This is a genomic window from Burkholderia humptydooensis, assembly GCF_001513745.1.
GTDB lineage: Bacteria > Pseudomonadota > Gammaproteobacteria > Burkholderiales > Burkholderiaceae > Burkholderia > Burkholderia humptydooensis.
In genome coordinates this window covers 1,270,693-1,292,925 of record NZ_CP013380.1, presented here as the reverse complement: position 1 = coordinate 1,292,925, position 22,233 = coordinate 1,270,693, and the positions used below count along the sequence as shown (strand labels likewise).

General features: G+C 68.5%; 22 protein-coding genes, 2 tRNA genes and 2 pseudogenes. 17 read left to right on the top strand and 9 right to left on the bottom strand.

Features of this window, described 5'->3' with window-relative positions:
- Window positions 1–64 precede the first annotated feature (64 nt).
- From AQ610_RS05965 to pncB, 3 genes are all read right to left on the bottom strand, one after another.
- The gene (locus AQ610_RS05965; RefSeq protein ID WP_015602286.1) at window positions 65–1,504 is read right to left on the bottom strand and encodes a sodium:proton antiporter; all 1,440 of its coding nucleotides are present in this window, start codon (window positions 1,502–1,504) and stop codon (window positions 65–67) included.
- A 61-nt stretch (window positions 1,505–1,565) separates the two neighbouring features.
- Window positions 1,566–2,228, bottom strand: a complete 663-nt coding sequence (locus tag AQ610_RS05960) for a LutC/YkgG family protein (protein WP_006025781.1) — start codon at window positions 2,226–2,228, stop codon at window positions 1,566–1,568.
- 69 nt (window positions 2,229–2,297) lie between these two features.
- Window positions 2,298–3,497 (bottom strand): nicotinate phosphoribosyltransferase, encoded by a 1,200-nt coding sequence (gene pncB, locus AQ610_RS05955; protein WP_006025780.1) that lies wholly within the window; start codon window positions 3,495–3,497, stop codon window positions 2,298–2,300.
- An 84-nt stretch (window positions 3,498–3,581) separates the two neighbouring features.
- Here pncB and AQ610_RS38050 point away from each other — a divergent pair.
- The 9 genes and pseudogenes from AQ610_RS38050 to AQ610_RS05915 all read left to right on the top strand — a co-directional run bounded on the left by AQ610_RS38050 (window position 3,582) and on the right by AQ610_RS05915 (window position 8,392).
- Window positions 3,582–3,849, top strand: a pseudogene (locus tag AQ610_RS38050) (hypothetical protein).
- Window positions 3,767–4,090, top strand: a complete 324-nt coding sequence (fdxA, locus tag AQ610_RS05950) for a ferredoxin FdxA (protein WP_009913193.1) — start codon at window positions 3,767–3,769, stop codon at window positions 4,088–4,090. The pseudogene AQ610_RS38050 and the gene fdxA overlap by 83 nt, the downstream one beginning before the upstream one ends.
- 112 nt (window positions 4,091–4,202) lie before the next feature.
- Window positions 4,203–4,278: transfer RNA gene (locus tag AQ610_RS05945), tRNA-Asn, on the top strand.
- A 95-nt stretch (window positions 4,279–4,373) separates the two neighbouring features.
- Window positions 4,374–4,449, top strand: a tRNA-Asn gene (locus AQ610_RS05940).
- A 137-nt stretch (window positions 4,450–4,586) separates the two neighbouring features.
- On the top strand, window positions 4,587–5,069 hold the full coding sequence (locus AQ610_RS05935) for a CreA family protein (protein ID WP_006025778.1): 483 nt from the start codon (window positions 4,587–4,589) through the stop codon (window positions 5,067–5,069).
- A 44-nt stretch (window positions 5,070–5,113) separates the two neighbouring features.
- Window positions 5,114–6,082: an AraC family transcriptional regulator gene (locus AQ610_RS05930; RefSeq protein ID WP_006025777.1), complete on the top strand. Its 969-nt coding sequence runs from the start codon at window positions 5,114–5,116 to the stop codon at window positions 6,080–6,082.
- Window positions 6,083–6,270: 188 nt separating this feature from the next.
- Window positions 6,271–7,023 (top strand): AzlC family ABC transporter permease, encoded by a 753-nt coding sequence (locus AQ610_RS05925; protein ID WP_043282379.1) that lies wholly within the window; start codon window positions 6,271–6,273, stop codon window positions 7,021–7,023.
- Window positions 7,020–7,361 (top strand): branched-chain amino acid transport AzlD family protein, encoded by a 342-nt coding sequence (locus AQ610_RS05920; protein WP_006025775.1) that lies wholly within the window; start codon window positions 7,020–7,022, stop codon window positions 7,359–7,361. The genes AQ610_RS05925 and AQ610_RS05920 overlap by 4 nt, the downstream gene beginning before the upstream one ends.
- A gap of 245 nt (window positions 7,362–7,606) precedes the next feature.
- Window positions 7,607–8,392, top strand: a complete 786-nt coding sequence (locus tag AQ610_RS05915; RefSeq protein WP_006025774.1) for a DUF4088 family protein — start codon at window positions 7,607–7,609, stop codon at window positions 8,390–8,392.
- 186 nt (window positions 8,393–8,578) lie between these two features.
- Here the strand turns inward: AQ610_RS05915 and AQ610_RS05910 are convergent, their stop codons facing one another.
- The gene (locus AQ610_RS05910) at window positions 8,579–9,052 is read right to left on the bottom strand and encodes a hypothetical protein (protein ID WP_009913195.1); all 474 of its coding nucleotides are present in this window, start codon (window positions 9,050–9,052) and stop codon (window positions 8,579–8,581) included.
- Window positions 9,053–9,373: 321 nt separating this feature from the next.
- Here AQ610_RS05910 and AQ610_RS05905 point away from each other — a divergent pair, with 321 nt between their 5' ends.
- Both AQ610_RS05905 and AQ610_RS05900 read left to right on the top strand, forming a co-directional pair.
- Complete coding sequence (locus AQ610_RS05905) at window positions 9,374–9,595, top strand: RNA-binding S4 domain-containing protein (protein ID WP_006025772.1); 222 nt, start codon at window positions 9,374–9,376, stop codon at window positions 9,593–9,595.
- 123 nt (window positions 9,596–9,718) lie between these two features.
- The gene (locus AQ610_RS05900) at window positions 9,719–11,131 is read left to right on the top strand and encodes an MATE family efflux transporter (RefSeq protein WP_006025771.1); all 1,413 of its coding nucleotides are present in this window, start codon (window positions 9,719–9,721) and stop codon (window positions 11,129–11,131) included.
- Between the two features lie 175 nt (window positions 11,132–11,306).
- On the opposite strand, the pseudogene AQ610_RS37230 reads toward AQ610_RS05900, so the two are convergent.
- Window positions 11,307–11,423, bottom strand: a pseudogene (locus AQ610_RS37230) (fumarate hydratase); the annotation flags it as partial.
- Window positions 11,424–11,437: 14 nt separating this feature from the next.
- On the opposite strand from AQ610_RS37230, the gene fumC reads away from it, so the two are divergent.
- Window positions 11,438–12,832 (top strand): class II fumarate hydratase, encoded by a 1,395-nt coding sequence (gene fumC, locus AQ610_RS05895; RefSeq protein ID WP_009913198.1) that lies wholly within the window; start codon window positions 11,438–11,440, stop codon window positions 12,830–12,832.
- Between the two features lie 168 nt (window positions 12,833–13,000).
- On the opposite strand, the gene AQ610_RS05890 is transcribed toward fumC, so the two are convergent.
- On the bottom strand, window positions 13,001–13,507 hold the full coding sequence (locus tag AQ610_RS05890) for an acyl-CoA thioesterase (protein ID WP_006025769.1): 507 nt from the start codon (window positions 13,505–13,507) through the stop codon (window positions 13,001–13,003).
- Window positions 13,508–13,663: 156 nt separating this feature from the next.
- Entirely contained in the window at window positions 13,664–13,816 is a 153-nt protein-coding gene (locus AQ610_RS35830; protein WP_162486738.1) for a hypothetical protein, read from the bottom strand.
- A gap of 178 nt (window positions 13,817–13,994) precedes the next feature.
- Between AQ610_RS35830 and AQ610_RS05885 the strand changes: the two genes are divergently transcribed.
- Both AQ610_RS05885 and AQ610_RS05880 read left to right on the top strand, forming a co-directional pair.
- Window positions 13,995–14,705 carry an ArsR/SmtB family transcription factor gene (locus tag AQ610_RS05885; RefSeq protein ID WP_006025768.1) on the top strand — a complete coding sequence of 237 codons (711 nt, stop codon included), beginning with the start codon at window positions 13,995–13,997 and terminating at the stop codon, window positions 14,703–14,705.
- A 155-nt stretch (window positions 14,706–14,860) separates the two neighbouring features.
- Entirely contained in the window at window positions 14,861–17,476 is a 2,616-nt protein-coding gene (locus AQ610_RS05880) for a DUF6600 domain-containing protein (RefSeq protein ID WP_043282477.1), read from the top strand.
- Between the two features lie 84 nt (window positions 17,477–17,560).
- Here AQ610_RS05880 and AQ610_RS05875 read toward each other — a convergent pair whose 3' ends face one another.
- Window positions 17,561–18,532, bottom strand: a complete 972-nt coding sequence (locus tag AQ610_RS05875) for a thymidylate synthase (protein ID WP_006025766.1) — start codon at window positions 18,530–18,532, stop codon at window positions 17,561–17,563.
- A gap of 55 nt (window positions 18,533–18,587) precedes the next feature.
- Window positions 18,588–19,973 carry a sigma-54 dependent transcriptional regulator gene (locus AQ610_RS05870; RefSeq protein WP_043282378.1) on the bottom strand — a complete coding sequence of 462 codons (1,386 nt, stop codon included), beginning with the start codon at window positions 19,971–19,973 and terminating at the stop codon, window positions 18,588–18,590.
- Between AQ610_RS05870 and AQ610_RS37225 the strand changes: the two genes are divergently transcribed.
- The 3 genes from AQ610_RS37225 (at window position 19,896) to AQ610_RS35825 (ending at window position 22,132) form a co-directional block, all read left to right on the top strand.
- Window positions 19,896–20,312 carry a hypothetical protein gene (locus tag AQ610_RS37225; RefSeq protein WP_006025764.1) on the top strand — a complete coding sequence of 139 codons (417 nt, stop codon included), beginning with the start codon at window positions 19,896–19,898 and terminating at the stop codon, window positions 20,310–20,312. The two genes, AQ610_RS05870 and AQ610_RS37225, sit on opposite strands and share 78 nt — an antisense overlap.
- A gap of 187 nt (window positions 20,313–20,499) precedes the next feature.
- Complete coding sequence (locus tag AQ610_RS38335; RefSeq protein ID WP_015600536.1) at window positions 20,500–20,868, top strand: hypothetical protein; 369 nt, start codon at window positions 20,500–20,502, stop codon at window positions 20,866–20,868.
- Between the two features lie 58 nt (window positions 20,869–20,926).
- Window positions 20,927–22,132, top strand: a complete 1,206-nt coding sequence (locus AQ610_RS35825) for a FapB/FapC family functional amyloid domain-containing protein (RefSeq protein WP_006025762.1) — start codon at window positions 20,927–20,929, stop codon at window positions 22,130–22,132.
- Window positions 22,133–22,233 lie beyond the last annotated feature (101 nt).

Below are 22,233 nucleotides of genomic sequence, written 5' to 3'. Positions count from 1 at the left end.
CGTCACGCCGCGCGGGCGGCGGGCGCGCGCATCGCGCCGCCCGCCGCCCGCGCGGCCGTTATCGTCACCTTGCCTGACCGCTGAAGAACACCCACGTCGTCAGCAGGAACACCGGCACGAGAATCGCGAGCGCCCAGCCGAGGTACGCGAAGAAGCTCGGCATCCTCACGCCGCGCGACTCCGCGATCGCCTTCACCATGAAGTTCGGCGCGTTGCCGATGTAGCTGTTCGCGCCCATGAACACGGCGCCCGCCGAGATCGCCGCGAGCGTCGTCGCCCCTGTCGTCATCAGCGCCTGCGCGTCGCCGCCCGCGAGATTGAAGAACACGAGGTAGGTCGGCGCGTTGTCGAGGAACGACGACAGCACGCCCGTCGCCCAGAAGTACATCGCGTCAACCGGCTTGCCGTCCGCGCCAGTGACGAGATGGACGATCGGCGCGAACACGCCGTCGCCGCCCGCGCGCAGGATCACGATCACGGGCGCGATCGTCACGAAGATGCCGGCGAACAGTTTCGCGACCTCCTCGATCGGCGCCCAGTTGAACGCGTTGCCGTCGCGCGCCGAGCGCGGCGTGATCGCGAGCGACACGAGCGCGACCACGACGAGCGCCACGTCGCGCACGGCGTTCTGCAGCGCGACGTGCGTGCCGAACAGATCGAACGTGACGCCCGGCTTCCAGAGGCCGCTCATCAGCACGAGCGCGATCACCGCGCCGAGCAGCACGAAGTTGATCTTGCCCTCGATCGACACGCCGTGCGAATCGGGCGTCGGATCGAGGAACGGCTTGCCTTCCTCGCCGCCCTTTCGATAGAAATACGTATCGAGCACGAAGAAGAGCGCGAGCAGGATCGAGCAGATGAACAGCATCGGCAGCGCGAGATGGATCGTCGTCCAGAAGAAATCGACGCCGTTCAGAAAGCCGAGAAAGAGCGGCGGATCGCCGAGCGGCGACAGCGAGCCGCCCGCGTTCGCCACGAGAAAGATGAAGAACACGACGACGTGCACGACGTGCTTGCGATTGTCGTTCGCGCGCAGCAGCGGCCGGATCAGCAGCATCGCGGCGCCGGTGGTGCCCATCACGCTCGCGAGCACGGTGCCGAGCGCGAGAATGCCCGTGTTGAGCTTCGGCGTGCCGTGCAGGTTGCCGCGCACGCAGATGCCGCCCGCCACCGTGTACAGCGCCGTCAGCAGCACGATGAACGGAATGTATTCCTCGAAGAGCGCGTGCATCAGCGTGCCGAACGCGGCGCCGAAGCCGAACGTCGCGGCGAACGGAACCAGGAACGCGACCGCCCACGCCGCCGCGATCTTGCCGAAATGGTGATGCCAGAACACGGGCGCGATCAGCGGAAAGAGCGCAATCGACAACAGGATGCCCGCGAACGGAACCGCCCAGAACGCGGAAAGCGCGGCACCGTCGAGCGTTGCGGCCGATGCGAGCGCGGGAGCGGCGCCTAACGCGCCTCCCAGCGCCATGCCCGCCCAGGCGGCATGTCGTTTCATATGAATTCCTCTTGAAATGCGAATGGATACGGCGCGTAACGCAGCGGCGGCGGCCGTCGCGTCACGCGTCACGCACGACGATCGCGTGAACGCGGGACGGCCCGTGCGCGCCGAGCACGATCGTCTGCTCGATGTCGCCGGTGCGCGACGGTCCCGACACGAAGTTCACCGCGCGCGGCAATACGCCGCGCTCCGCGCGGATCAGCGCGAACGCGTCCTCGTGCCCCGCGACGATGCGCGACGCGCTCACGAGCGCGATGTGGGTCTCGGGCAGCAGCGCGGCGGACGAGCACGTCTTCGGACTAGACAGCAGAACCAGCGAACCGGTTTCCGCCGTCGCGCAGAAACAGCCGGTGATGCCGATGCGATCGCCGTCGACAGGCTTCCTGAACTCGACCGCGAGCCCCGCGCCCGCCCAGTCGAGCGCATCGAGCGTCGGCCACGCGATCGCCTGCGCGCCGAGCCCCATGCGCTGCAGATACGCGGCGGCCGCGGCGGGCGCATCGCGCATCGACGCGACGGTGTCGACCGTCGTCGCGAGCCGCAGCGCCTCGTCGACGAAGCGCGAAACGAGATCGTCGCCGAGCGGCGGACGCGGCCCCGCCGGATGACGCGCGACATAGTCGGCCGCATGCTCGCGCTCCACGCCGGCCAGCTCGGCCGGGCGGCCCTGCGCCGCGCGGATGCGCGCGAGGATGTTGCGGCGGGCAGCCGATGTGTCCATGAACTCCTCGTGACGATGGCTTTCGATACCGGCCCGATTATACCGGCCGATACGACGCGCGGACGGCGGTCACTTGCCCGCGTCGTCGTCGGGCGGCTGCGTGATCCCGAACACCTGGCGCAGATACGCGAGATACGCCTTGTCGTCGCACATGCTCTTGCCGGGCGAATCGGACAGCTTCGCGACCGGCTGCCCATTGCAGCGCACCATCTTGATGACGATCTGCAGCGGCTGGTAGCCGAGATCGTTGGTCAGGTTCGTGCCGACGCCGAACGCGAGCTTGCAGCGGCCGCGAAAACGCTCGTACAACTGCATGACCTTCGGGATGTCGAGCGCGTCGGAGAACACGAGCACCTTCGTGCGCGGGTCGCAGCGGTTTTCCTCGTAGTGCTTGATGAGCCGCTCGCCCCAGTCGAACGGATCGCCCGAATCGTGGCGCGCGCCGTCGAAGAGCTTGCAGAAATACATGTCGAAGTCGCGCAGGAACGCGTCCATCCCGTAGACGTCGGACAGCGCGATCCCGAGGTCGCCGCGGTATTCCTTCGCCCACATCTCGAAGCCGTAGGTCTGCGAATCGCGCAGCCGCGGGCCGAGCGCCTGGCACGCCTGCAGATATTCGTGCGCCATCGTGCCGAGCGGCGTGATCTCGTGCTTCATCGCGTAATAGACGTTGCTCGTGCCGGCGAACTGCGGACCGAGCCCGTCCTGCAGCGTGCGCAGCACCTCCTCGTGCCAGACCTTCGAGAAGCGGCGGCGCGTGCCGTAGTCGGCGATCTTGCAGTCGGCGAATTCCGGCTTCGCGCCGAGCAGCTTGATTTTCTCGCGCAGCCGGCCGCGCCCTTCGCGGTAATCCGGCCGGCGCTGCGTGTTGCGGAAGTACACCTCGTTGACGATCGCGAGCACCGGAATCTCGAAGAGGATCGTATGCAGCCACGGCCCCTTGATCTCGATATCGATCTCGCCGTTGCCCTTTTGCGACGGCATGATCGAGATGTACTTCTCGTTCAGGTGAAAGAGCGCGAGGAAATCGACGAAATCGCTCTTGATGAAACGCAGCCGGCGCAGATAGTCGAGCTCGGGATCGGTGAAGCGCAGCTCGCAGAGCGAGCGGACCTCGGCGCGGATCTCGTCGATGTACGGCACGAGATCGACGCCGGGCGTACGGCACTTGAAGCGATATTCGACGCTTGCGGCCGGGAAGTGATGCAGGACGACCTGCATCATCGTGAATTTGTACAGGTCGGTATCGAGCAGCGAAGTGATGATCATGATTCCAGACTGCCAAAATCGAAACGGAGCCCGAGCGTTTGCGCGCCCCGCGCGCCCGCCCTCCGGTTGACGCATGTTACCCGAATGCGGCGTCGCGCCGCGCCGGAACGCCGCGGGACCGCGCAAACCGCCATAAACTAATCACGAAACGGTATAAAAGGGAAAGCCGAGCGCACGATGCGGGTTTGACGCATCAGTTACAATGCCGCTTTTGGCGCCACGCCGCCGCCCCCTATACATACCTAGATACCGCCGCAGGAGCGTTTTGAATGACCCACGTTGTGACCGAAGCGTGCATCAAGTGCAAATACACGGATTGCGTCGATGTGTGCCCTGTGGACTGTTTCCGTGAAGGCCCGAACTTCCTCGCGATCGATCCGGACGAGTGCATCGACTGCGCGGTGTGCGTCGCCGAATGCCCGACCAACGCGATCTACGCGGAAGAAGACGTGCCGGGCGACCAGCAGCAGTTCACGGCGCTGAACGCCGAGCTCGCGAAGGACTGGCCGTCGATCACGAAGACGAAGCCCGCGCCCGCCGACGCCGACGAGTGGAAGGACGTGCAGGACAAGCTGCACCTGCTCGAGCGCTGATCGCCCGCGGGGCGCTACCCGGCGCCGCGTGACGGCGCCGATACGTGCCGGTACGCAAAAGTGTTGACAGATCGGCCAGCGCCCCATAGAATTTCATTTCTCTGCTGTTTGTTCCCCGATAGCTCAGTCGGTAGAGCGCCGGACTGTTAATCCGTAGGTCCCTGGTTCGAGCCCAGGTCGGGGAGCCAAGAATTGCAAAGGCCCGTTTCAAACGGGCTTTTTCATGGCCGATGATCGCCTTGCGCTGCTGTTTCGAGGCGTCAAGCATGCCGAACCGTTTTATTCCCCGATAGCTCAGTCGGTAGAGCGCCGGACTGTTAATCCGTAGGTCCCTGGTTCGAGCCCAGGTCGGGGAGCCAGCTTCGAAGGCCCGTCGTTCGCGACGGGCCTTTTTGCCTTTCCCCTCCGGGTTTTCGTTGCGCCGCGCACCGTCGCGCACCCGGCGGCGTGCTAGAGTCGTGCTCCGCTTCTCGCCACGTCTGCCGCCTCGCCACCGATGAAAAACCGTTATTTCGCTGTCCTCGCGACCTGCGCCGCCCTTCTTCCGATCGCAACGACCGCCGCGCGCGGCGAGGAAGTCGCCAGCGTCAACACCAATTTCCGCCTGACGGGCTCCGATCGCGTCGTCGTCGAAGCGTACGACGATCCGCTCGTGAGCGGCGTTACCTGCTACGTGTCGCGCGCACGCACGGGCGGCATCAAGGGCACGCTTGGCATCGCCGAGGACCCGACCGAGGCGTCGATCGCGTGCCGGCAGGTCGCCCCGATCCGCTTCACCGAGCCGCTCAGGCAGCAGACCGACGTGTTCAGCGAGCGGCTGTCGTTCATCTTCAAGACGCTGCACGTCGTGCGCGTCGTCGACAAGAAACGCAACACGCTCGTCTACCTGACCTACAGCGACCGGATCGCAACGGGCAGCCCGAAGAACAGCGTGACCGCCGTGCCCGTGCCGGCCGGCACGCCGATCCCGGTCAGGTAACGAAGCCCGCCGCGCCCGAAAGCCGAGAGCCGAGAGCCGCCGCCATGCGATCCGAACGCTCGCGAGAGGAAGTCCGCTACTGGCGCACGCCGCTCTTGCCGGATGCGGACTTCGTCACGGCGACCTATCGCGATCACGCGTTCGCGCCCCACTGGCACGACGCGTACACGATCCCCGTCATCGAGGCGGGCGCCGAGCGCTACACGTGCCGCGGCAGCGCATATGTCGCCGACGCGGGCTCGATCCCCGTCATCAATCCGGGCGAAATCCACACCGGCTCGCGCGCGGCCGACGACGGCTGGCGCTATCGCGTCGCCTACGTGCCCGTCGATTTCATTCGCACGCTCGCCGACGAAATCGCCGGCAAGCCGCAGCCTGCACCGTGGTTCCGGCTCGACGTCATCCACGATGCGGATCTCGCCGCGCGGCTCGTCGCCGCGCATCGGTTGATGGAGGCGAGCGGCGGCGCCGCGGCCCGTCGCCTGCGGCCGGGCGAGGGACTCGGGGCGGCCGGCGGGAGTTCGGGTTCGGCTTCGGTTAGGTCCCTCGCCTCGCCTACGGACTCGTGCTCGTTCCGCGCAGGCGCGGCTCGGTCTCCCGACGATCCGCTGTCCGCCGAAACCACGATGCTCGACGCGTATTCGACGCTGATCGCCCGCCACGCGGGCAATCGCAGCGCGACGACGCGCGGCGTCGCGGCAGACCGTCGGCGCGTCGACGCGATGCGCGAGCGGCTTGCCGCCGACCTGTCCGAGACCGTCACGCTATCGGACGCCGCACGGGCGGCCGGGTTGTCGCCGTTCCATGCGGCCCGCCTGTTCTCGCGCACGACCGGCATGCCGCCGCATGCATGGCGCAATCAGTTGCGCCTGCAGCGCGCGCTCGCGCCGCTGCGTGCGGGCGCGAGCGTCGCCGATGTCGCCGCCGCGTGCGGCTTCGCCGATCAGAGTCACTTCACCCGCCATTTCAAACGAATGTTCGGGGTACCGCCGGGGCGTTGGCAGCCGTCGTAGCGTGGTGGCGGCAAGCAGGTTGGCTACCCGCTTCAGTTCCAACGCGCCAGTGTTTCGACGCTCCACCTCTAGCGTCGGCTTCGGCAACGGCAACGGCAACGGCAAAAACTACAGCACGACACCGCAAGAACGTACAAGCGAGCGCGCGCCCCGCCCCGCTATCCTCCGCCGGACAGGAGGTAGCCGTCGTGTCCCAGTCCTGCTCCACGCATCCCCCACCCGGCCGGCTCGCCGAGTTCGCCGCCGGCGTGCGCGACACCGTCCCGATGATGGTCGGCGCGGCGCCTTTCGGCGTGATCTTCGGCACGCTCGTCACGACCGGGCCGCTCGCGCCGTGGCACGGCGAGCTGATGTCGCTCGCGCTGTTCGCCGGCTCCGCGCAGTTCATCGCGCTCGGCCTGATCGCGGGCGGCGCGAGCTACGCGGTCGTGCTCGCGACGACGTTCGTCGTCAACCTGCGCCACCTGCTGTACAGCGCGACGCTCGCGCCATATGTCGCGCATCTGCCGCTGCGGTGGCGGGCGACGCTCGGCGCGCTGATGACGGACGAAGTGTTCGCCGTCGCGTATGCGCACTATCGTCACGCCGAACCCGGCGCGACGGGACCATATCACTTCTTCGGCTCGGGCATCGCGATGTACGTGAACTGGCAGATCTGGACGATCGCGGGCCTGCTGTTCGGCGCCGCGTTCCCGCGCCTGCAATCGCTCGGCCTCGACTTCGCGATGGCGGCGACGTTCATCGCGATCGTCGTGCCGCAACTCGCCGCGCTGCGCTATCTCGCCGCCGCGGCGACGGCGGGCGCCGTCGCGCTCTTCTGCCGCGCATGGCCGTACAAGCTCGGCCTGCTCGCCGCCGTCGCCGCAGGCGTCGCGATCGGCGTCGCGCTGACGTGGCTCGCCGCGCAACGCACGCGCCGGCGGACGGATGCCGCGTCATGAGCTACGCGCTGCTGATTCTCGGGATGGCGGCGCTCACGTCCGCGATCCGCACGACGCTCTTCCTGCTCGGCGATCGCCTCGTGTTTCCGCCGCTCGCGCTCGCCGCGCTGCGCTTCGTGCCGGTGACGGTGCTGACCGCGATCATCGTGCCGATGACCGTCGCGCCGCACGGCGGCGACGCGGAGCTGACGTGGCGCAATCCGCGACTCGTCGGCGCCGCCGCCGCAGTGCTCGTGTCCGCCGCGACGCGCCGGCCGCTCGTCACGATCGCCGCCGGGCTCGCGGCGTTCTTCTTCTGGCAGGCGCTCGTGCTGCCGCACGGCTGGCTGCCCGGCTGAGCCGTCTTCGCCGCGGCGCGCGACATCGGCGCGCACGGCCCTCAAGTTCTCGCGCGCGCTGCCGTTAAGAGGATGCAGCCCCGCGCCCGGCGGCGGGACCCGATCCAGACGAGACCCGGTCCATCCGGCGTGCGGACCGGCGGCCAGCCGCCGGGCCGCGCAGCGCGCACGCGGCCCGCCCGCGTCGGCTCGCGTGCGGGCGAAAGCGCCGGTCGAGCCGACCGGCATCGAGCATCGAGACAGACATGGGCCAGATCACTCTCACGCTGAAAGACGACACCGTCGTTTCCTTGCGCAAAGACTACGATGCGTTCGTGCGCGTGTCGCTCAAGCTCGATCCGCAATTCGTCACGCCGTCGTTCGAGGATTTCCTGCGCGCGAAGCTGCTCGACAGCATGGTGCCGCTCACCGAGCACGCGGTTCAGCGGCTTCTGCAGGGCGGCCAGTATGCGTGGGCGAAGCGCACGCTCGACAAGGAGTTTCCGGACGTCGTCTCGATCCTGATCCGGCAGGCGGGAGAATTCGGTTTCGGCTTCGCGTCGCGCTCCGAATGGACGCCCGACGAACTCGCGAAAGCGTGCCGCGACTGGGCCGCCGCCATCGTGTCCGGCGCGCAGGGCGACGCGGCGCTCGTCGATCCGCTCGCCGCGCAGATCAAGTCGGCCGTCACCGACATTCAAACGCTCGAGGAACGGATGCAGACGCCCGCGTGGCGGCTCGCCGAATCGCTGCGGCAACGCGTGTACGAGGCGAAGCTCGCGTGCGAGATGAGCGTCGGCAGCGTCGCGCGCGAAAAGCTTGGCGAGCTGCGCGGACTGCTCAGGCTCGGCATCTCGCACGGCTCGTTCCAGAAGCAGGAAGCGCAACAGATCATGGAATACCTGCGCCTTTTGAAGCCCGAGATCTTCGTCGAGGAGCCGTATGACATCTTCGCGCGCGCCGCCGCGTGGTTGCGCAGCGTGTTCATGGTCCAGACGCCCGCGCGCGGCGCGCAGAACGCGTCGCAGCCGCAAGGCCGGCGGCGCTCGTAGCGTGCGGCGCCTCCGCTCGTTCATCGGCGCGCGCGGGTAGGCGATTCGACCGCGCGAAAGCGCCTCCCCGACAACGCAACGGCCCGGACCGCATGATGCGATCCGGGCCGTTGCCCTTCAGCCTGAGCGCGCCGCGTCGGGCGGGCCTTCCGGGGCGAACCGCCCGCGCGCCTCGCCTGGCGGCGCTTACTCGCCCGCGCCGGCCTTCACGCCGCCGTTGACGGACACCGAGCCGTTCGCGCCGCCCACGACGCCCTTCGCGAGACCGCCCGCCGCGCCCGCGACACCGCCGACCGCGTTCGTCGCGCCGCCGACCACGTTGCCCGCCGCGTTCGTCGCGCCTTCGACCGCGCCGCTCGCCTTCGTCTTCGCATCCGCACCGAGTTCGGCCGCTTCGTCGGCCTTCGCCTTCGCCTTGGCCTTCGCGTGCTTCACGTGCTTCTTCGCCGAATGCTTGACGGCGTTCTCCGCCGCTTCCGGCGATGCAGCCGACGCATCGCCGCCCGCGTTCAGTTGCGCGCTCGCGCCCGCCTTCTGGCCGAGCACGTCGGCCGAGCCGCCGACCGAACCTTGCGTCGCCACGCCTGCCGTCTGCGCGAAAGCGCTCGTCGCCATCGCCGCCACCGCGGCACCGATCAGCATTGCACGAATCTTGGACATCGCAATTCTCCTCAACAAAGTCGTTGGATGCGGCGCGCCTTCGAACCGGCCCGCCGCTATGGGCCCGCCGCGACATGCAGCGAGTCCGTGTACAGACCGGCCGCTCTCGTTCGCAGTTCGCCGTTCTCGCCAACTGTTACCCACCGTTTCATTTGCTGACGAGTTCGACACACTCGCTTACAAGCGGCGGCCCGAATCGCGCGAAACCCGGACAACATTTGACGCGCGCCTTACACCGCGCGCGGCGCGCATCGCTTATGATGCGATGCCCGCTGCGCGGCGGGCTCTCGTCTGCGCGCGCTCGTCTCCGTTTTCATTGCCATGCCCAATCTCGATTTCACGCTGACCGGCGAATTCGTCGAACTGCATAACCTGCTGAAGCTCACGGGTCTCGCGGATAGCGGCGGCTCGGCGAAGATGATCGTCGCGTCGGGCGCCGTGAAGGTCGACGGCGCGATCGAGCTGCGCAAGACCTGCAAGATCCGCGCGGGACAGGTCGTGCTGCTCGGCGACACGCGCATCGCCGTGCACGGCGCGTCATAGCGAGCCCCTGCCGATCGTAAGGCCATCGACGACGCGCATCGACAGCGCTTGCGGAAACTCGTAAGCTGATCGTTTCGCAAAAATAAGCAAAGCGCGGGCGGGCCGCTCGTGCGAACGCGTCCCATGTCGCCTACCGGTTTCACGCGAGCGGCCGCTGCGCCGCCTCCCACACTGTCCCGCCACGCCGCCGATACGGCGCGCCTCGCCGCGCCGCTCGCGATCGCGCAACTCTCGCAAATGGCGATGAGCGTCACCGACACGGTGCTGCTCGGCTCGCTCGGCCCCGACGCGCTCGCGGCGGGCGGCCTCGGCGCGAATCTGTTCTTCGTCGTCGTGACGCTGCTGCAGGGCGTACTGACGTCGGTCAGCGTGAGCGTGGCGCACGCACGCGGCGCAAAGGCCGAGGATCGCGTGCCGCATATCTATTGGACGGGCTTCGCGCTGTCGCTGTTGCTCGCGGTTCCGGCGTTCGCGCTGCTGTCGTTCGCGGAGCCGCTGTTGCGCGCGTTCGGCGAACCGGCGGCGCTCGCGCACAACGTCGGCGAATACGCGGCCGTGCTGCGCTTCGCGGCGCCCGGCAGCCTGATCGGCGTCGGGCTGATGCGCTCGTTCTTGCCCGCGATCGGCGCGGCGAAGCGACTGCTTTGGGTGTCGCTCGCGGGCGTCGGCGTCAACGCGTTTCTCAACTACGGGCTGATCCACGGCGCGTTCGCGCTGCCGCGGCTCGGCTTCCTCGGCTCCGCTACGGCAACCACGATCACGATCTGGCTCACCGCGATCACGCTCGTCGCGCTGCTGCACGGACGGCCGACGTTCAAGCACTTCGTCGCCGCCACGCGGCCGCGGCTGCCGCTGATGGGCGAGCTGTTCGGCATCGGCTGGCCGGTCGCGATCACGTACGGCGTCGAGTCGACGCTCTTTCTCGCGACGGGCCTCACGGTCGGCGTGCTCGGCGAATCGTCGCTCGCCGCGCACCAGATCGCGCTCAACGTCGCGTCGGTCGCATTCATGGTGCCGCTCGCGATCGGTCAGGCCGCGAACGTGCGCGTCGGCTACTGGGCGGGCGCGGGCGCGCCCGTTGCCGCGCGGCATGCGGGCTTCGTCGCGCTCGGGCTCGGCATCGCGTTCATGTCGCTGTCGGGGCTCGTACTGATCGTCGCGCCGCACGCGATCGTCGGCCTTTACCTGAAGCTCGACGATCCCGCAAACGCGCACACGGTCGCGCTCGCGACGTCGCTGCTCGGCATCGCCGCGGTGTTCCAGATCGTCGACGGGATGCAGACGGTCGGCTCCGGCTGCCTGCGCGGCCTGAAGGACACACGCGTGCCGATGCTCGCCGCGACGCTCGGCTACTGGGGCATCGGCTTTCCGACCGGCTACTGGTTCGCGTTCCACGCGGGCCTCGGCGCGCGCGGATTATGGTGGGGGCTCGCGGCCGGCCTCGCGAGCGTCGCGGTGCTGATGACGTGGCGATTTCACCGGAAGAGCGCCGCGCTCGGCGCGCGGGCGGGGGCTCGAGGACGGGCTTCGACGTAAGCGCGCAAGCGCATGATCCGCTGCCCTCGACGGGCTCGACGAAGCGGCCAATGTCGTCCCGCATCGAACATGCGCGCGCGACGCCGCCCCGACACGAAGCGATCGCATCCGAACGCCGTCGCGCATGTCGATGCTCGCATGCATCGCACCGCGCCATTCGTCGCGGCGCACCTGCGCGCCGCGGCACGAAATCGCGTGCAGCGCTATGCTTGCCCAACAGTGGACGCCGTCGCGAGAACGGCTCCGTCCCCGCATGCGCATTGCGCCGCGACCGCGCGGCGCTCCCCGTCATCCAAAGGAGCAATCATGAGCGAAGCAGTACGGATGGAACGCGACACGTTCGGCGAAATCGCAGTGCCGGCGGCCCGGCTGTGGGGCGCGCAAACGCAGCGCTCGCTGCAGAACTTCAAGATCTCGACCGAGAAGCAGTCGCCCGAACTGATTCACGCGCTCGCGCTGGTCAAGCGCGCGGCGGCCGCCGTCAATCTCGAACTTGGCGTGCTCGCGCAGGACAAGGCGAACGCGATCATCGCCAGCGCCGACGAGATCATCGCCGGCCGTCATCCTGACGAATTCCCGCTCGTCGTCTGGCAGACGGGCTCGGGCACGCAGACCAACATGAACCTCAACGAGGTGATCGCGAACCGCGCGAGCGAGCTGCTCGGCGGCGAGCGGGGCGAAAGCCGCAACGTGCATCCGAACGACGACGTCAATCGCGGCCAGTCGTCGAACGACGTGTTCCCGACCGCGATGCACGTCGCCGCCGCGCGCGCGATCGTCGGCCATCTGCTGCCCGCGCTGCGCACGCTGCGCGCGACGCTCGACGCGAAGGCCGCCACCTTCGCCGACATCGTGAAGATCGGCCGCACGCACCTGCAGGACGCGACGCCGCTCACGCTCGGCCAGGAATTCTCCGGCTACGTCGCGCAGCTCGATCAGGGCATTCGCCACGTCGAGGCGGCGCTGCCCCACCTGTATGAACTCGCGCAAGGCGGCACGGCGGTCGGCACGGGCCTGAACGCGCATCCGAAGTTCGCGGCGGGCGTCGCGGCCGAGATCGGCCGGCTCACGGGATTGCCGTTCGTCAGCGCGCCGAACAAGTTCGAAGTGATGGCCGCGGCCGACGCGCTCGTGTTCGCGCACGGCGCGCTGAAGACGGTCGCCGCGAGCCTGATGAAGATCGCGAACGACATCCGCTGGCTCGCGAGCGGGCCGCGCTGCGGACTCGGCGAGCTGTCGATTCCGGAGAACGAGCCGGGCAGCTCGATCATGCCGGGCAAGGTCAATCCGACGCAATCGGAAGCGGTGACGATGCTGTGCTGCCAGGTGTTCGGCAACGACGTCGCGGTAAACTTCGGCGGCGCGAGCGGCAATTTCGAGCTGAACGTGTTCCGGCCGATGATTGCGCACAACGTGCTGCAGTCGGTGCGGCTGCTCGCGGACGGCGCGCAAAGCTTCAACGATCACTGCGCGGCCGGCATCGAGCCGAATCGCGCGCGCATCGACGCGCTCCTCAACGAATCGCTGATGCTCGTGACGGCGCTCAATCCGCACATCGGCTACGACAAGGCCGCGCAGATCGCGAAGAAGGCGCACAAGGAAGGCACGACGCTCAAAGCCGCCGCGCTGGCGCTCGGTTACGTGACCGACGCGCAATTCGACGAATGGGTGCGGCCGGAGAAGATGGTCGGCAACCGCTGACCCCGGCGCGGCAGGCGTCGCGCACGGCTGCACGCCGGATCGCGTTCCTTCGTATCGCGCGCTTCGCGCTTCAAACGAAAAACGCCGCGAACGATCGCGGCGTCTTTCTCGATTCGATGCGCCGGGCGCCCGGCATCCTGCTTTTGCGCACGCGAAGGCGGCGAACGCTCACACTTCCCCTTTCGCGACTTCCTCGGGCTTGAGCTCGACGATCTTGTCGAGCGCCTCACGCACGTCCATCGCGTACTGCGCGAGCCGCTTCTGCTCGCCGGTGACGGGCACGAACGGCGGCACCGGCACCGGATTGCCGTTCTCGTCGACCGCGACGAACACGACGAGGCAATCGGTCGTCTGGCGCAGCACGCCGCCCTTCGGATCGCCCGCGTGCACCGACACGTGGATGTGCATGCTCGTGCGGCCCGTCGCGACGACGCGCGCCTTCAGCTCGACGAGATTGCCGACGAGGATCGGCCGCTGGAAGCGGATGTTGCCGACGCTCACCGTCACGCAATAGCGGCTCGACCAGATCGCCGCGCACGCGTACGCGGTCTCGTCGATCCATTTCATCAGCGCGCCGCCGTGCACCTTGCCGCCGAAGTTGACGGACGTCGGCTCGGCGAGGAAGCGGAAAACGGTTTCGGTGCGATCAAGCGGCGCGGGGGGCGTGGCGGACATCTCGGCTGGCTCCGGTTCTGCTGTGTGGCGGGAAAGGAGACGATTATACGTTGCGCTGCGACATAGCGCCGCAGCCGCCGTTTCGGGCCAACGCCCGCGCCGATGCGGGAGCGGCGCTTGCTCGCGACCGCGCGCTCTGCGGTCGGCTTTGCGCCGTCAGTTGCGGATCGTCACGCCCTGATCGATCGTGCCGTACATCTCGATGCGGCCGGTCCCGGCGCCCGATCCGCCGGCGCCGCCGGACGCGCAGCCCGCGCAGACGAACGCGGCAATAAGGGTGGCAACAAGTGTTTTCATCGGAAGAAGCATCGTCGAGCGGCCGGCGCGCCGCGATCGCGCGCCGGCGAGTCATCGGACGTCGCATTCTACGCGCGCCGTCATGGCGAGCGCAGCAAACGCCGGCGCGCATCCGACATTTCAGCCTGCCCCGAAACATCGAATGCCATACGCGCCTACACTCGAACTATTTCCTTCCCGAGGTTCGCCAATGTCCGCTTCCGATCGCGATCACCATTTCCCCGGCTTGAGCCATCTCGGCGCGCTGCTCGCCGATCCGGGACGCGCCGCGATGCTCTGGGCGCTGATGGACGGCAGCGCGCGCCCCGCGGGCGAGCTGACGATGATCGCCGGGCTGTCGCCGTCGGCGGCGAGCGCGCATCTCGCGCGGCTCGCGGACGGCGGCCTCCTCGCGCTCGACGTGCGCGGCCGCCATCGCTATTACCGGATCGCGTCGCCCGATATCGCCGCGGCGATCGAGGCGCTCGCGAACATCGCGCAGGCGGCCGCGCCGCGGCGCCCGATCCCCCAGCCGGCGCGCATCGTGCCGCCCGACATGCGCTATGCGCGCACCTGCTACGACCACATGGCGGGCGAGCTAGCGGTCCAGGTGTTCGAGCGGCTGATGTCGCGCGGCTGGCTGACAGCCGCGGACGGCACGCTCGATGCGAGCGCGGCGGGCGCCGCGCAGTTCGCGCAATGGGGCATCGACATCGGCGGCCAGCGCGCGAAGCGCCGGCGCTTCGCGTGCACGTGCCCGGACTGGAGCGAGCGCCGTCCGCACCTGGGCGGCTCGCTCGGCGCGGCGCTCCTCGAAAGCTTCCGCCAACGCGGCTGGATCGAGCATGCGGCCAAGCCTCGCGTGCTGCGCGTGACGCCCGCCGGCCAGCGCGAATTCGACGCCTTGCTTACCGGCGAATGACGCGCGCTTTCATTGCTCTGACGAATTCCGCCGTGCCGACAACTCTTGTTACACGCACATCAAATCGCATAACAAAACCACCGTCACTGAAACATGCCGAGCGGATAGAGTGGATTCATACGGCGCGTGCCACGCCGGACAAAACAGAGACAATGATGACCATCCTTGCCACTCGCCATCCGTTTGTGCTTTCGCGCATCGCCCGCTACACGCTCGTCGCCGTCGCAATGCTCGCTGCGTTACCGCCCGCCATCGCGCAAAACGTCGCCCCGCCGCCCGCCGGCGTCGCCCAGCAAGCGGGCGGCGATCCGCCGAGCCGCGTCGCGCGCCTGAACTACCTGTCCGGGGCCGTCACGACCGAGCCCGCGGGCGCGAGCGACTGGTCATACGCAGCCGTCAACCGTCCGCTCACGACGGGCGACCAGCTATGGAACGATTCGGGCGCGCGCTCCGAGCTGCACATCGGCTCGACCGCGGTGCGGCTCGGTCAATCGACGAGCCTGTCGATCCTCAATCTCGACGACGCGAACACGCAACTGAAGGTGCCGCTCGGCACGCTGTCGACGCACGTGCGCGAACTGCCGCCCGGCACGTCGTATGAAATCGACACGCCGAACCTCGCGCTCGCGGTCGGCTCGCCCGGCGATTATCGCGTCGACGTCGCGCCTGACGGTTCGAGCACGACCGTCACCGTGAGGCGCGGCAGCGCAACCGTCTACGGCGACGGCACGCAGATGCCGGTGTCGGCCGGCCAGCGGGTCGTCTTCACGGGCACCGGGCTGCAAGTCGCGGACACGGGCGCCGTGGCGCCGCCCGACGGTCTCGACGACTGGGCCGCTAGCCGCGATGCGGCCGAGGAGCGCTCCGTGTCGGCCCGCTACGTATCGCGCGAAATCCCGGGCTACCAGGACCTCGACGCGAACGGAACGTGGCGCGACGACCCCGATTACGGCGAGGTGTGGGTGCCGAGCGCGGTGCCCGCCGGCTGGGCGCCGTACCACACCGGCCACTGGATCTGGCAGGCGCCGTGGGGCTGGACCTGGGTCGACGACGAGCCGTGGGGCTTCGCGCCGTATCACTACGGCCGCTGGGCGTACGTCGACGACTCGTGGGCATGGGTGCCGGGCCCGCTCGTCGTCAGCGCGCCGCCGTGCTACGCGCCCGCGCTCGTCGCGTTCGTCGGCGGGGGCGGCGGCGGCTTCGACTGGAGCGTGAGCCTCGCGGTCGGCGGCATCGCGGCGGCGGGCGTCGCGTGGTTCCCGCTCGGGCCGCGCGACCCGTGGCGGCCGAGCTGGGGCGGCTGGAGCCCGCACTACTACCAGCGCGTGAACCAGACGGTAATCGTGAACAACGTCAACAACATCAACGTCAACAAGACGGTGAACGTGACGAACATCACGAACATCCACAACACGTACGTGAACTTCCGCGCGCCGAACGCGGTGACGGCCGTGCCGGCGACCGCGTTCGTCCACGGGCAGCCGGTGTCGCGCTTCGCGCAGAAGGTCGATCCGCAGCAGTGGCGCAATGCGCACATCGGCTCGGGCGCGCCGGGCGTCGCGCCGGTTCGGCAAAGCTTCACGGGCGCACTGCGCAACGCCGCGTACCGGCCGCCCGCGGCCGTCGAGCAGCGCTCGATCGTCGCGACGCGCAACCCGGCCGTGCCGGCCGCTTATCACGATCAGCTCGCCGCGCATCTCGCGCAGAGCGGCGCGCGGGTGCCGGGCGCGGGCGCGCCCGTCGTGAAGACCACCGTGCCGCCGAACTACGCGATGCGGCCGGTGCGCACGCCCGAGAACACCGGCGCGCCGAACCGCTGGGCGATGCGCAACGTGCAGCTCGTCGACACGCACGCGAGCGTCGCGCAACCCGCGCGCGGCCCGCAGGGCGGCGCGGGCAATCCGGCCGCGCGCGCGGGCGAGCGGCCGCAGCCGAATATGCCGCAGCCGAATGCAGCTCAACCGAATGCGGCTCAACTGAATGCCGCGCCATCGAACTTCGCGCGCCCCGGCGTTCCGCAGCCGGACGCCACGCAGCCGAATGCACCGCACGCGCCGGCTGTTCCCGGTGCGCCGGGCGGGCCGCAAAACGCGATGCGGCCTGACGCGTCCCGGCCGAACGGGGCCCGGCCGAATCCCGCGCCGTCGCCCCAAAACGGCGTGCCGCGGCCGCCCACGGCCGTCGAGAACCCGGGCGCGCGCAACGAAGCGCGTGCGCCGGGCGAAACGCAGCGTCCGCAGCCGTCCTGGACGCAGCCGCATCCGCCGATCCAGCAGCAGCGCGCGAACGAAGGCCGGCCTCACGCGAACGTCGAGCCGAATGCGCCGCTCAATTACCGGTCGCCGACGCAGAACGCGGTGCCGCCGATCCGCTCGACGCCGACGCCCACGCACTCCGCCCAGCCCGCGCCACAGCCCGCCGAGCGCACGCAGCCGCAGCCGGCATGGCAGCAGGCGCCGCGAAACGAAATGCGCGCGCCCGAAGCGCCGCGCGAGGCCCCGCGTCAGGAAGCCGCACCGCCCGCGCCGCGCAGCGAATATCGCGCGCCGGCCCCCGCGCCGCGTCCGCAGGTTGAAGCACCGAGGATGGAAGCCCCGCGGATGCCCGCACCGCGAATGGAAGCGCCGAGGATGGAGCCGCGCCCCGCCGCGCCGCCGCCCGCCGTGCCGCACAACCCGCCGCCCGCGCCCCGCCAGGAGCCGCAGCATCAGGTGCGCCCCGATCAGCAGCACGGTTTCGCCCCTCACCGCGAAGAGCGCCGGCACGCGTAACCGCAGCGCACGCCTCGCATCAACGAAAAACCCGCGAATTCGCGGGTTTTTTTCATGGGTCGATCGAGACGGGCCGCACGCCGTTCAGACGGCCATCGGCGCGGTCAGCGGTTCGTGATGGCGATAGCCGACGAGCGCGAAGTCCGACGGCTCGATGCGTTCGAGCCATTGCGGCTCGTACTCGCCCGTCTTCGCGTAATCGGGCACGCGCTCGGCGATCTCGAGCCGCGGGCTCTCGAACGGCTCGCGCTCGAGTTGCTGCTTGAGCATGTCGAGCTGATTCTCGTAGATGTGCGCATCGCCGATGAAGTACGTGAACCAGCGCGGCGTGTAGCCCGTCAGCCGGCCGACGAGCGTGAGGAGCGCCGCGCCTTCCGCGAGATTGAACGGCGTGCCGAGTCCGACGTCGTTGCTGCGGATATACAGGCACAGCGAGATTTCGCGGCGCTCGACGTTCGGCAGGAACTGATAGAGCAGATGGCACGCGGGCAGCGCGATCTCGTCGAGCACCGCGGGATTCCAGCCGTGGAACAGGATGCGCCGGCTCGACGGATCGCGCACGATCGTATCGAGGCAGTCGCGCAACTGATCGATCGCCTTGTGGAGCAGCACCTTGTCCGCGCCGTCCTCCTCGAAGCGCGCGACGACGCGAAAGCCGCGCGACGTCGCATCGGCGATCTGCGCGCCGGCGTGCGCGTCGAGCGCCTTGTAGCCCGGCCAGCGCCGCCATTGGACGCCGTACACGTCGCCGAGATCGTCGACGCCGCGGCGATACGGATTCGCGAGCCACTGCGCGTTCTCATTCGCATTCGCGTCCCACACCTTGCAGCCGAGCGCGCGAAAATCGGCCGCGCTGCGCGTCGCGCGCAGGAAGCCGACGAGTTCGCCGATCGCCGACTTGAACGCGAGCTTCTTCGTCGTCACGGCGGGAAAGCCCTGCTGCAGATCGAAGCGCAGCATCGCGCCGGGGATGCCGATCGTGCGGATGCCCGTGCGGTTGCTCTTCCAGGCGCCGGTGTCGAGAATGGTGCGAACGAGATCGAGATACTGTTTCATGCGGGTTCCTCCGGCCGCGAAAGCGGTCGTGCCCGCCATTCTAGCAAGACCCGCCCTAGCAGGCCCGGCGCAGGTCGTCTTCGCGCTTCGCGCGCGTGCTGCCGTCGTCGCGCATCCCGTACGCGCAAAGCAGGCGATAGAGCGTCACCCGCGATACGCCGAGCTCGCGCGCGGCGTCCGCGAGCCGGCCGCGATGCCGCAGCAGCGCGACCTCGATCGCGTGCCGCTCCGCGCTCTCGCGCGCCTCCTCGAGCGACATCGGCTCGACTTCCGCGTAGCCCGACAGCTCGAGATCGGCCGCGCTGATCATCCGCCCCTCCGACATCACGATCGCGCGCCGCACCCGGTTGATCAGCTCGCGCACGTTGCCCGGCCACGCATAGTTGTGAAGCGCCGCGATCGCATCGGGCGTGAAGCCGCGCAGCCGCCGGTGCGCGTCGCCCTTGAAGCGCTCGAGCATGTGCCGCGCGAGGATCTCGATGTCCTTGCCGCGCTCGCGCAGCGGCGGCTCCTCAAGCTTCAGCACGCACAGCCGGTGATACAGGTCCTCTCGAAAGCGCCCGTTACGCAGCGCGACCTGCATGTCGACGTGCGTCGCGGAAATGATCCGCACGTCGACCGGAATCGACTGGTGTCCGCCGACGCGCTCGACCTTGTGCTCCTGCAGGAAGCGCAACAGGCTCGCCTGGCTCTCGAACGGCAGATCGCCGATTTCGTCGAGGAACAGCGTGCCGCCGTTCGCCGCTTCGATACGGCCGATCTTGCGCTGATTCGCGCCGGTGAACGCGCCGCGCTCGTAGCCGAACAACTCGGCCTGCAACAGCGTCGGCGGAATCGCGCCGCAGTTGATCGCGACGAACGGCGCGCTCGCGCGCGCAGAGCGCTCGTGAATCGCGACGGCCGTCAGCTCCTTGCCGGTGCCGGACTCGCCGGAGATGAACACCGGCGCGTCGGTCGTGGCAACCTTGCGGATCATCTTGAAGAGCGCGAGCATCGCGTCGCAGGTGCCGACCATCTCGCCCTCGTTGCGCACCGTCGCGGCGGCGGGCGCGAGCCCTTCCGACAGCGTGACCATGCCGTACGCGTGGCCGACCGACTCGACGATGCGGTCGCACTCGTAGGGCACCGTCACGTAGTCGAAGCAGTAATCGCGCACGAAGCGGCGCACCGCTTCGTCTTCCATCTGCCCTCGCCTCGTCGTCGCGATCCAGCCGACGTTCGGCGTCTTCAGACTCGCTTCGAGCTCGCGCAATTCGGCGGCCCCAACCCCGCACGAAAAATCGAGCAAGCCGCCCGCCATCACGCCGCGCGCGGCGGAGCGCCGCATCTCGCGAGGCGAATCGACAACGTCGACCTGCCAGCCATGCTGGCCGAAACAGCGCCGCAGATCCGCATCAGGACGATGGGAATAGTAAATGAGGTGTCTAGCCGCAACATCCATGACGCCACCCAGTCAACAATTTGCGCCGCGCCGCCCGACACCGGTGCGCGACGGAACCGGGCCGGGCCCCGCGAGAAGGGCCCGGCCCGTCATTTTTCACTACCACTGGAACTGCGTTCCCCATCAATCGGCGCTTGGTTCGAAAAAAGGGCCGTGGTCTCTCCGCCCGTTCCCGAATCCATGTTGTCTCAGCGTACTGACAAGCATGCGACGAAGCAAATGAATTCAATCAAGCATTTTTTCAGCATCGGCTGCATTGAAAATACCATTGCATTCCTCTGCTTGAAACGTGACAGATCGTGTTTATCGATTCACTTAATTCGTTGCACACTTGAGTAGAAGATTAGATTAATCCTTCATTTTTTGAATCAGCGGTATTCCCGAGGGCCCGTTTCAAAGCTGAAACGTTTTGTGCGCGTTTGACCGCGCACTCATTCGTCCGCGCATTTCCGCAGCCCGAACGCGCAACGGATTGCACGCGATGGCATGCATTTCGCTCGATCACCGGCAAAACCGGAGAGATGTCATGCGAATCGCTGCCTGCCTTGCCTGTCGACGGCATTCCATCGCCGCAGCATTCGCCATATCGCTTGCCGCCCCGTGTCCTTATGTCGCAGTCGCGCACGAAAACAAAACGTATCGGATCGTCGACGCGCAGCCCGGGCACGTTGCCGCAGCCGGCTGGGGCGAACGTTTCGTGCGCGTCGATGCCGGCGCATCCGCGCGACAGCGCGATCGCGCGCCGGCGCCCGCTCCCGTCGCGACGCCGCCGCCGCTCGTCGACGGTGGCGCGACCGTCACGCTGTGGGACGAGATCGGCCCGCCAGCGCCGCTGCCCATGCCGTCGAACGCACGCATGATCCACGGCGACGGCGTGAGCTATACGCGGCAATGACGCATCCGGATGCGAATCGCCGCTGCGACACAACCACGCAATATCAAGAGGAAACGAGATGACCGCCCTGCCCGACGCCTCGCACCCGTCGTCGCGCCGCGCGCTGCCGGCCGTACGAACCGGTTTCAACGCCGCGAACGTGCACGTCGAGCCGGTAGGCGCGGTTGCGCGCAGCATCGCGCATCTGCGTGCGGCCACTTCGTGCGCCGCCTGTCGGTACGCAGTGCGCACTCGCGACGCTCGAAACGAGCATGACGATCGTGGCGATCTCGACGCGCGGGCCACGCCCGCGCCGATGCATCGCGTGAGCGTAACCGCGCTCGGCGCGCGAAGCGCACGCGTCTCGCGTCTGTCCGAATTGAAGCATTCACACACGTCCATCCATCCCGCTCTGCGCCGCGCATCGCATGCGACGGCGAACGCCGGATGCATCGCATCGGCGAACCCGTCGGGTTCGTCGCCCACGCATCGACGCGCGGGCACAGCAGCTCTTCAGCGCCGCAGCGTCACGATCCTCGCGCTGCGCGCGGAAGCGGAAGCCGCCTCGGATAGCGAACTATCCGAGGCGGCCCCCAAATACGGAAGTCTGGGACAGCCGGCGGGGGGGCATGACTTGCGGCGGGCATTGCGCCACGGCGACGCGCTCGCGCAGCTCATCGGAATCGTCCAGGTCGTCCAGATAGCCGGAGCCGTTCATGCAACGGCGAACGTTTTGGTGCTCCGTCCCCCGGCGGGCACTCTTTTTGACAGCGGAATCCATGCGCGCAGCAGCGCGACGAAACGCCCGCTCGTTGCAACGGTGAAGCGAGCGTCGGCACACGGTTCCACGTTCATCTCGCCGCGCCGCCGCGTTTCGCGCAGCGCGACAAACATCACATCGCGCACCGCCCCGCCGCGCGGGCTCGCGCGTGCCGGTCGCGCCAGCGATGCAGCGGCGAGCGCCGATGCGCGGCGAATCGCGACGATGCCGGACCGCGCGTGCGGCACGTGCGAACGCCGTGATGCGCATCGGGCCGCATGCGCGCCGTCCATCGCGAGCGCGTCGGCTTCCGCATGCAGGCGACGACGTTCGCGCGATGCGCAAGACGTCGGCAACGTCGCGGCATGTCGCGGCGCCGCGGAACTTTTTCATGCGGGGAGCGCAGGCGTGCTCGCCGCGTCGAGCGCGCGCCGCGTGGCGACAAGCGCCATCGACATCACCGAAACGAAGACCGCCGGCGGTGCCGGCGCGACGCAGGACAACCATTCGCCGCCGCCGCGCTGACGCGCAGCCGTCGACGGCTTCTTCATGGAGCATGCGCATTGCGTCGCCGCGATCGCGGCGCGACGCGCAGCGGGGGGACCACATGTCCGAGGAAATCGCGC

Coding starts and splice junctions, on each gene's coding strand:
- AQ610_RS05905 (WP_006025772.1), top strand. CDS start 9,374: ATGCCCAATCTCGATTTCACGCTGACCGGCGAATTCGTCGAACTGCAT.
- AQ610_RS05915 (WP_006025774.1), top strand. CDS start 7,607: ATGGGCCAGATCACTCTCACGCTGAAAGACGACACCGTCGTTTCCTTG.
- AQ610_RS05870 (WP_043282378.1), bottom strand. CDS start 19,973: ATGGATGTTGCGGCTAGACACCTCATTTACTATTCCCATCGTCCTGAT.
- pncB (WP_006025780.1), bottom strand. CDS start 3,497: ATGATCATCACTTCGCTGCTCGATACCGACCTGTACAAATTCACGATG.
- AQ610_RS05920 (WP_006025775.1), top strand. CDS start 7,020: ATGAGCTACGCGCTGCTGATTCTCGGGATGGCGGCGCTCACGTCCGCG.
- AQ610_RS38335 (WP_015600536.1), top strand. CDS start 20,500: ATGCGAATCGCTGCCTGCCTTGCCTGTCGACGGCATTCCATCGCCGCA.
- fumC (WP_009913198.1), top strand. CDS start 11,438: ATGAGCGAAGCAGTACGGATGGAACGCGACACGTTCGGCGAAATCGCA.
- AQ610_RS05875 (WP_006025766.1), bottom strand. CDS start 18,532: ATGAAACAGTATCTCGATCTCGTTCGCACCATTCTCGACACCGGCGCC.
- AQ610_RS05900 (WP_006025771.1), top strand. CDS start 9,719: ATGTCGCCTACCGGTTTCACGCGAGCGGCCGCTGCGCCGCCTCCCACA.
- AQ610_RS37225 (WP_006025764.1), top strand. CDS start 19,896: ATGCTGGCCGAAACAGCGCCGCAGATCCGCATCAGGACGATGGGAATA.
- AQ610_RS05930 (WP_006025777.1), top strand. CDS start 5,114: ATGCGATCCGAACGCTCGCGAGAGGAAGTCCGCTACTGGCGCACGCCG.
- AQ610_RS05965 (WP_015602286.1), bottom strand. CDS start 1,504: ATGAAACGACATGCCGCCTGGGCGGGCATGGCGCTGGGAGGCGCGTTA.
- AQ610_RS05885 (WP_006025768.1), top strand. CDS start 13,995: ATGTCCGCTTCCGATCGCGATCACCATTTCCCCGGCTTGAGCCATCTC.
- AQ610_RS35825 (WP_006025762.1), top strand. CDS start 20,927: ATGACCGCCCTGCCCGACGCCTCGCACCCGTCGTCGCGCCGCGCGCTG.
- AQ610_RS05935 (WP_006025778.1), top strand. CDS start 4,587: ATGAAAAACCGTTATTTCGCTGTCCTCGCGACCTGCGCCGCCCTTCTT.
- AQ610_RS05960 (WP_006025781.1), bottom strand. CDS start 2,228: ATGGACACATCGGCTGCCCGCCGCAACATCCTCGCGCGCATCCGCGCG.
- AQ610_RS05890 (WP_006025769.1), bottom strand. CDS start 13,507: ATGTCCGCCACGCCCCCCGCGCCGCTTGATCGCACCGAAACCGTTTTC.
- fdxA (WP_009913193.1), top strand. CDS start 3,767: ATGACCCACGTTGTGACCGAAGCGTGCATCAAGTGCAAATACACGGAT.
- AQ610_RS05880 (WP_043282477.1), top strand. CDS start 14,861: ATGACCATCCTTGCCACTCGCCATCCGTTTGTGCTTTCGCGCATCGCC.
- AQ610_RS05910 (WP_009913195.1), bottom strand. CDS start 9,052: ATGTCCAAGATTCGTGCAATGCTGATCGGTGCCGCGGTGGCGGCGATG.
- AQ610_RS35830 (WP_162486738.1), bottom strand. CDS start 13,816: ATGCTTCTTCCGATGAAAACACTTGTTGCCACCCTTATTGCCGCGTTC.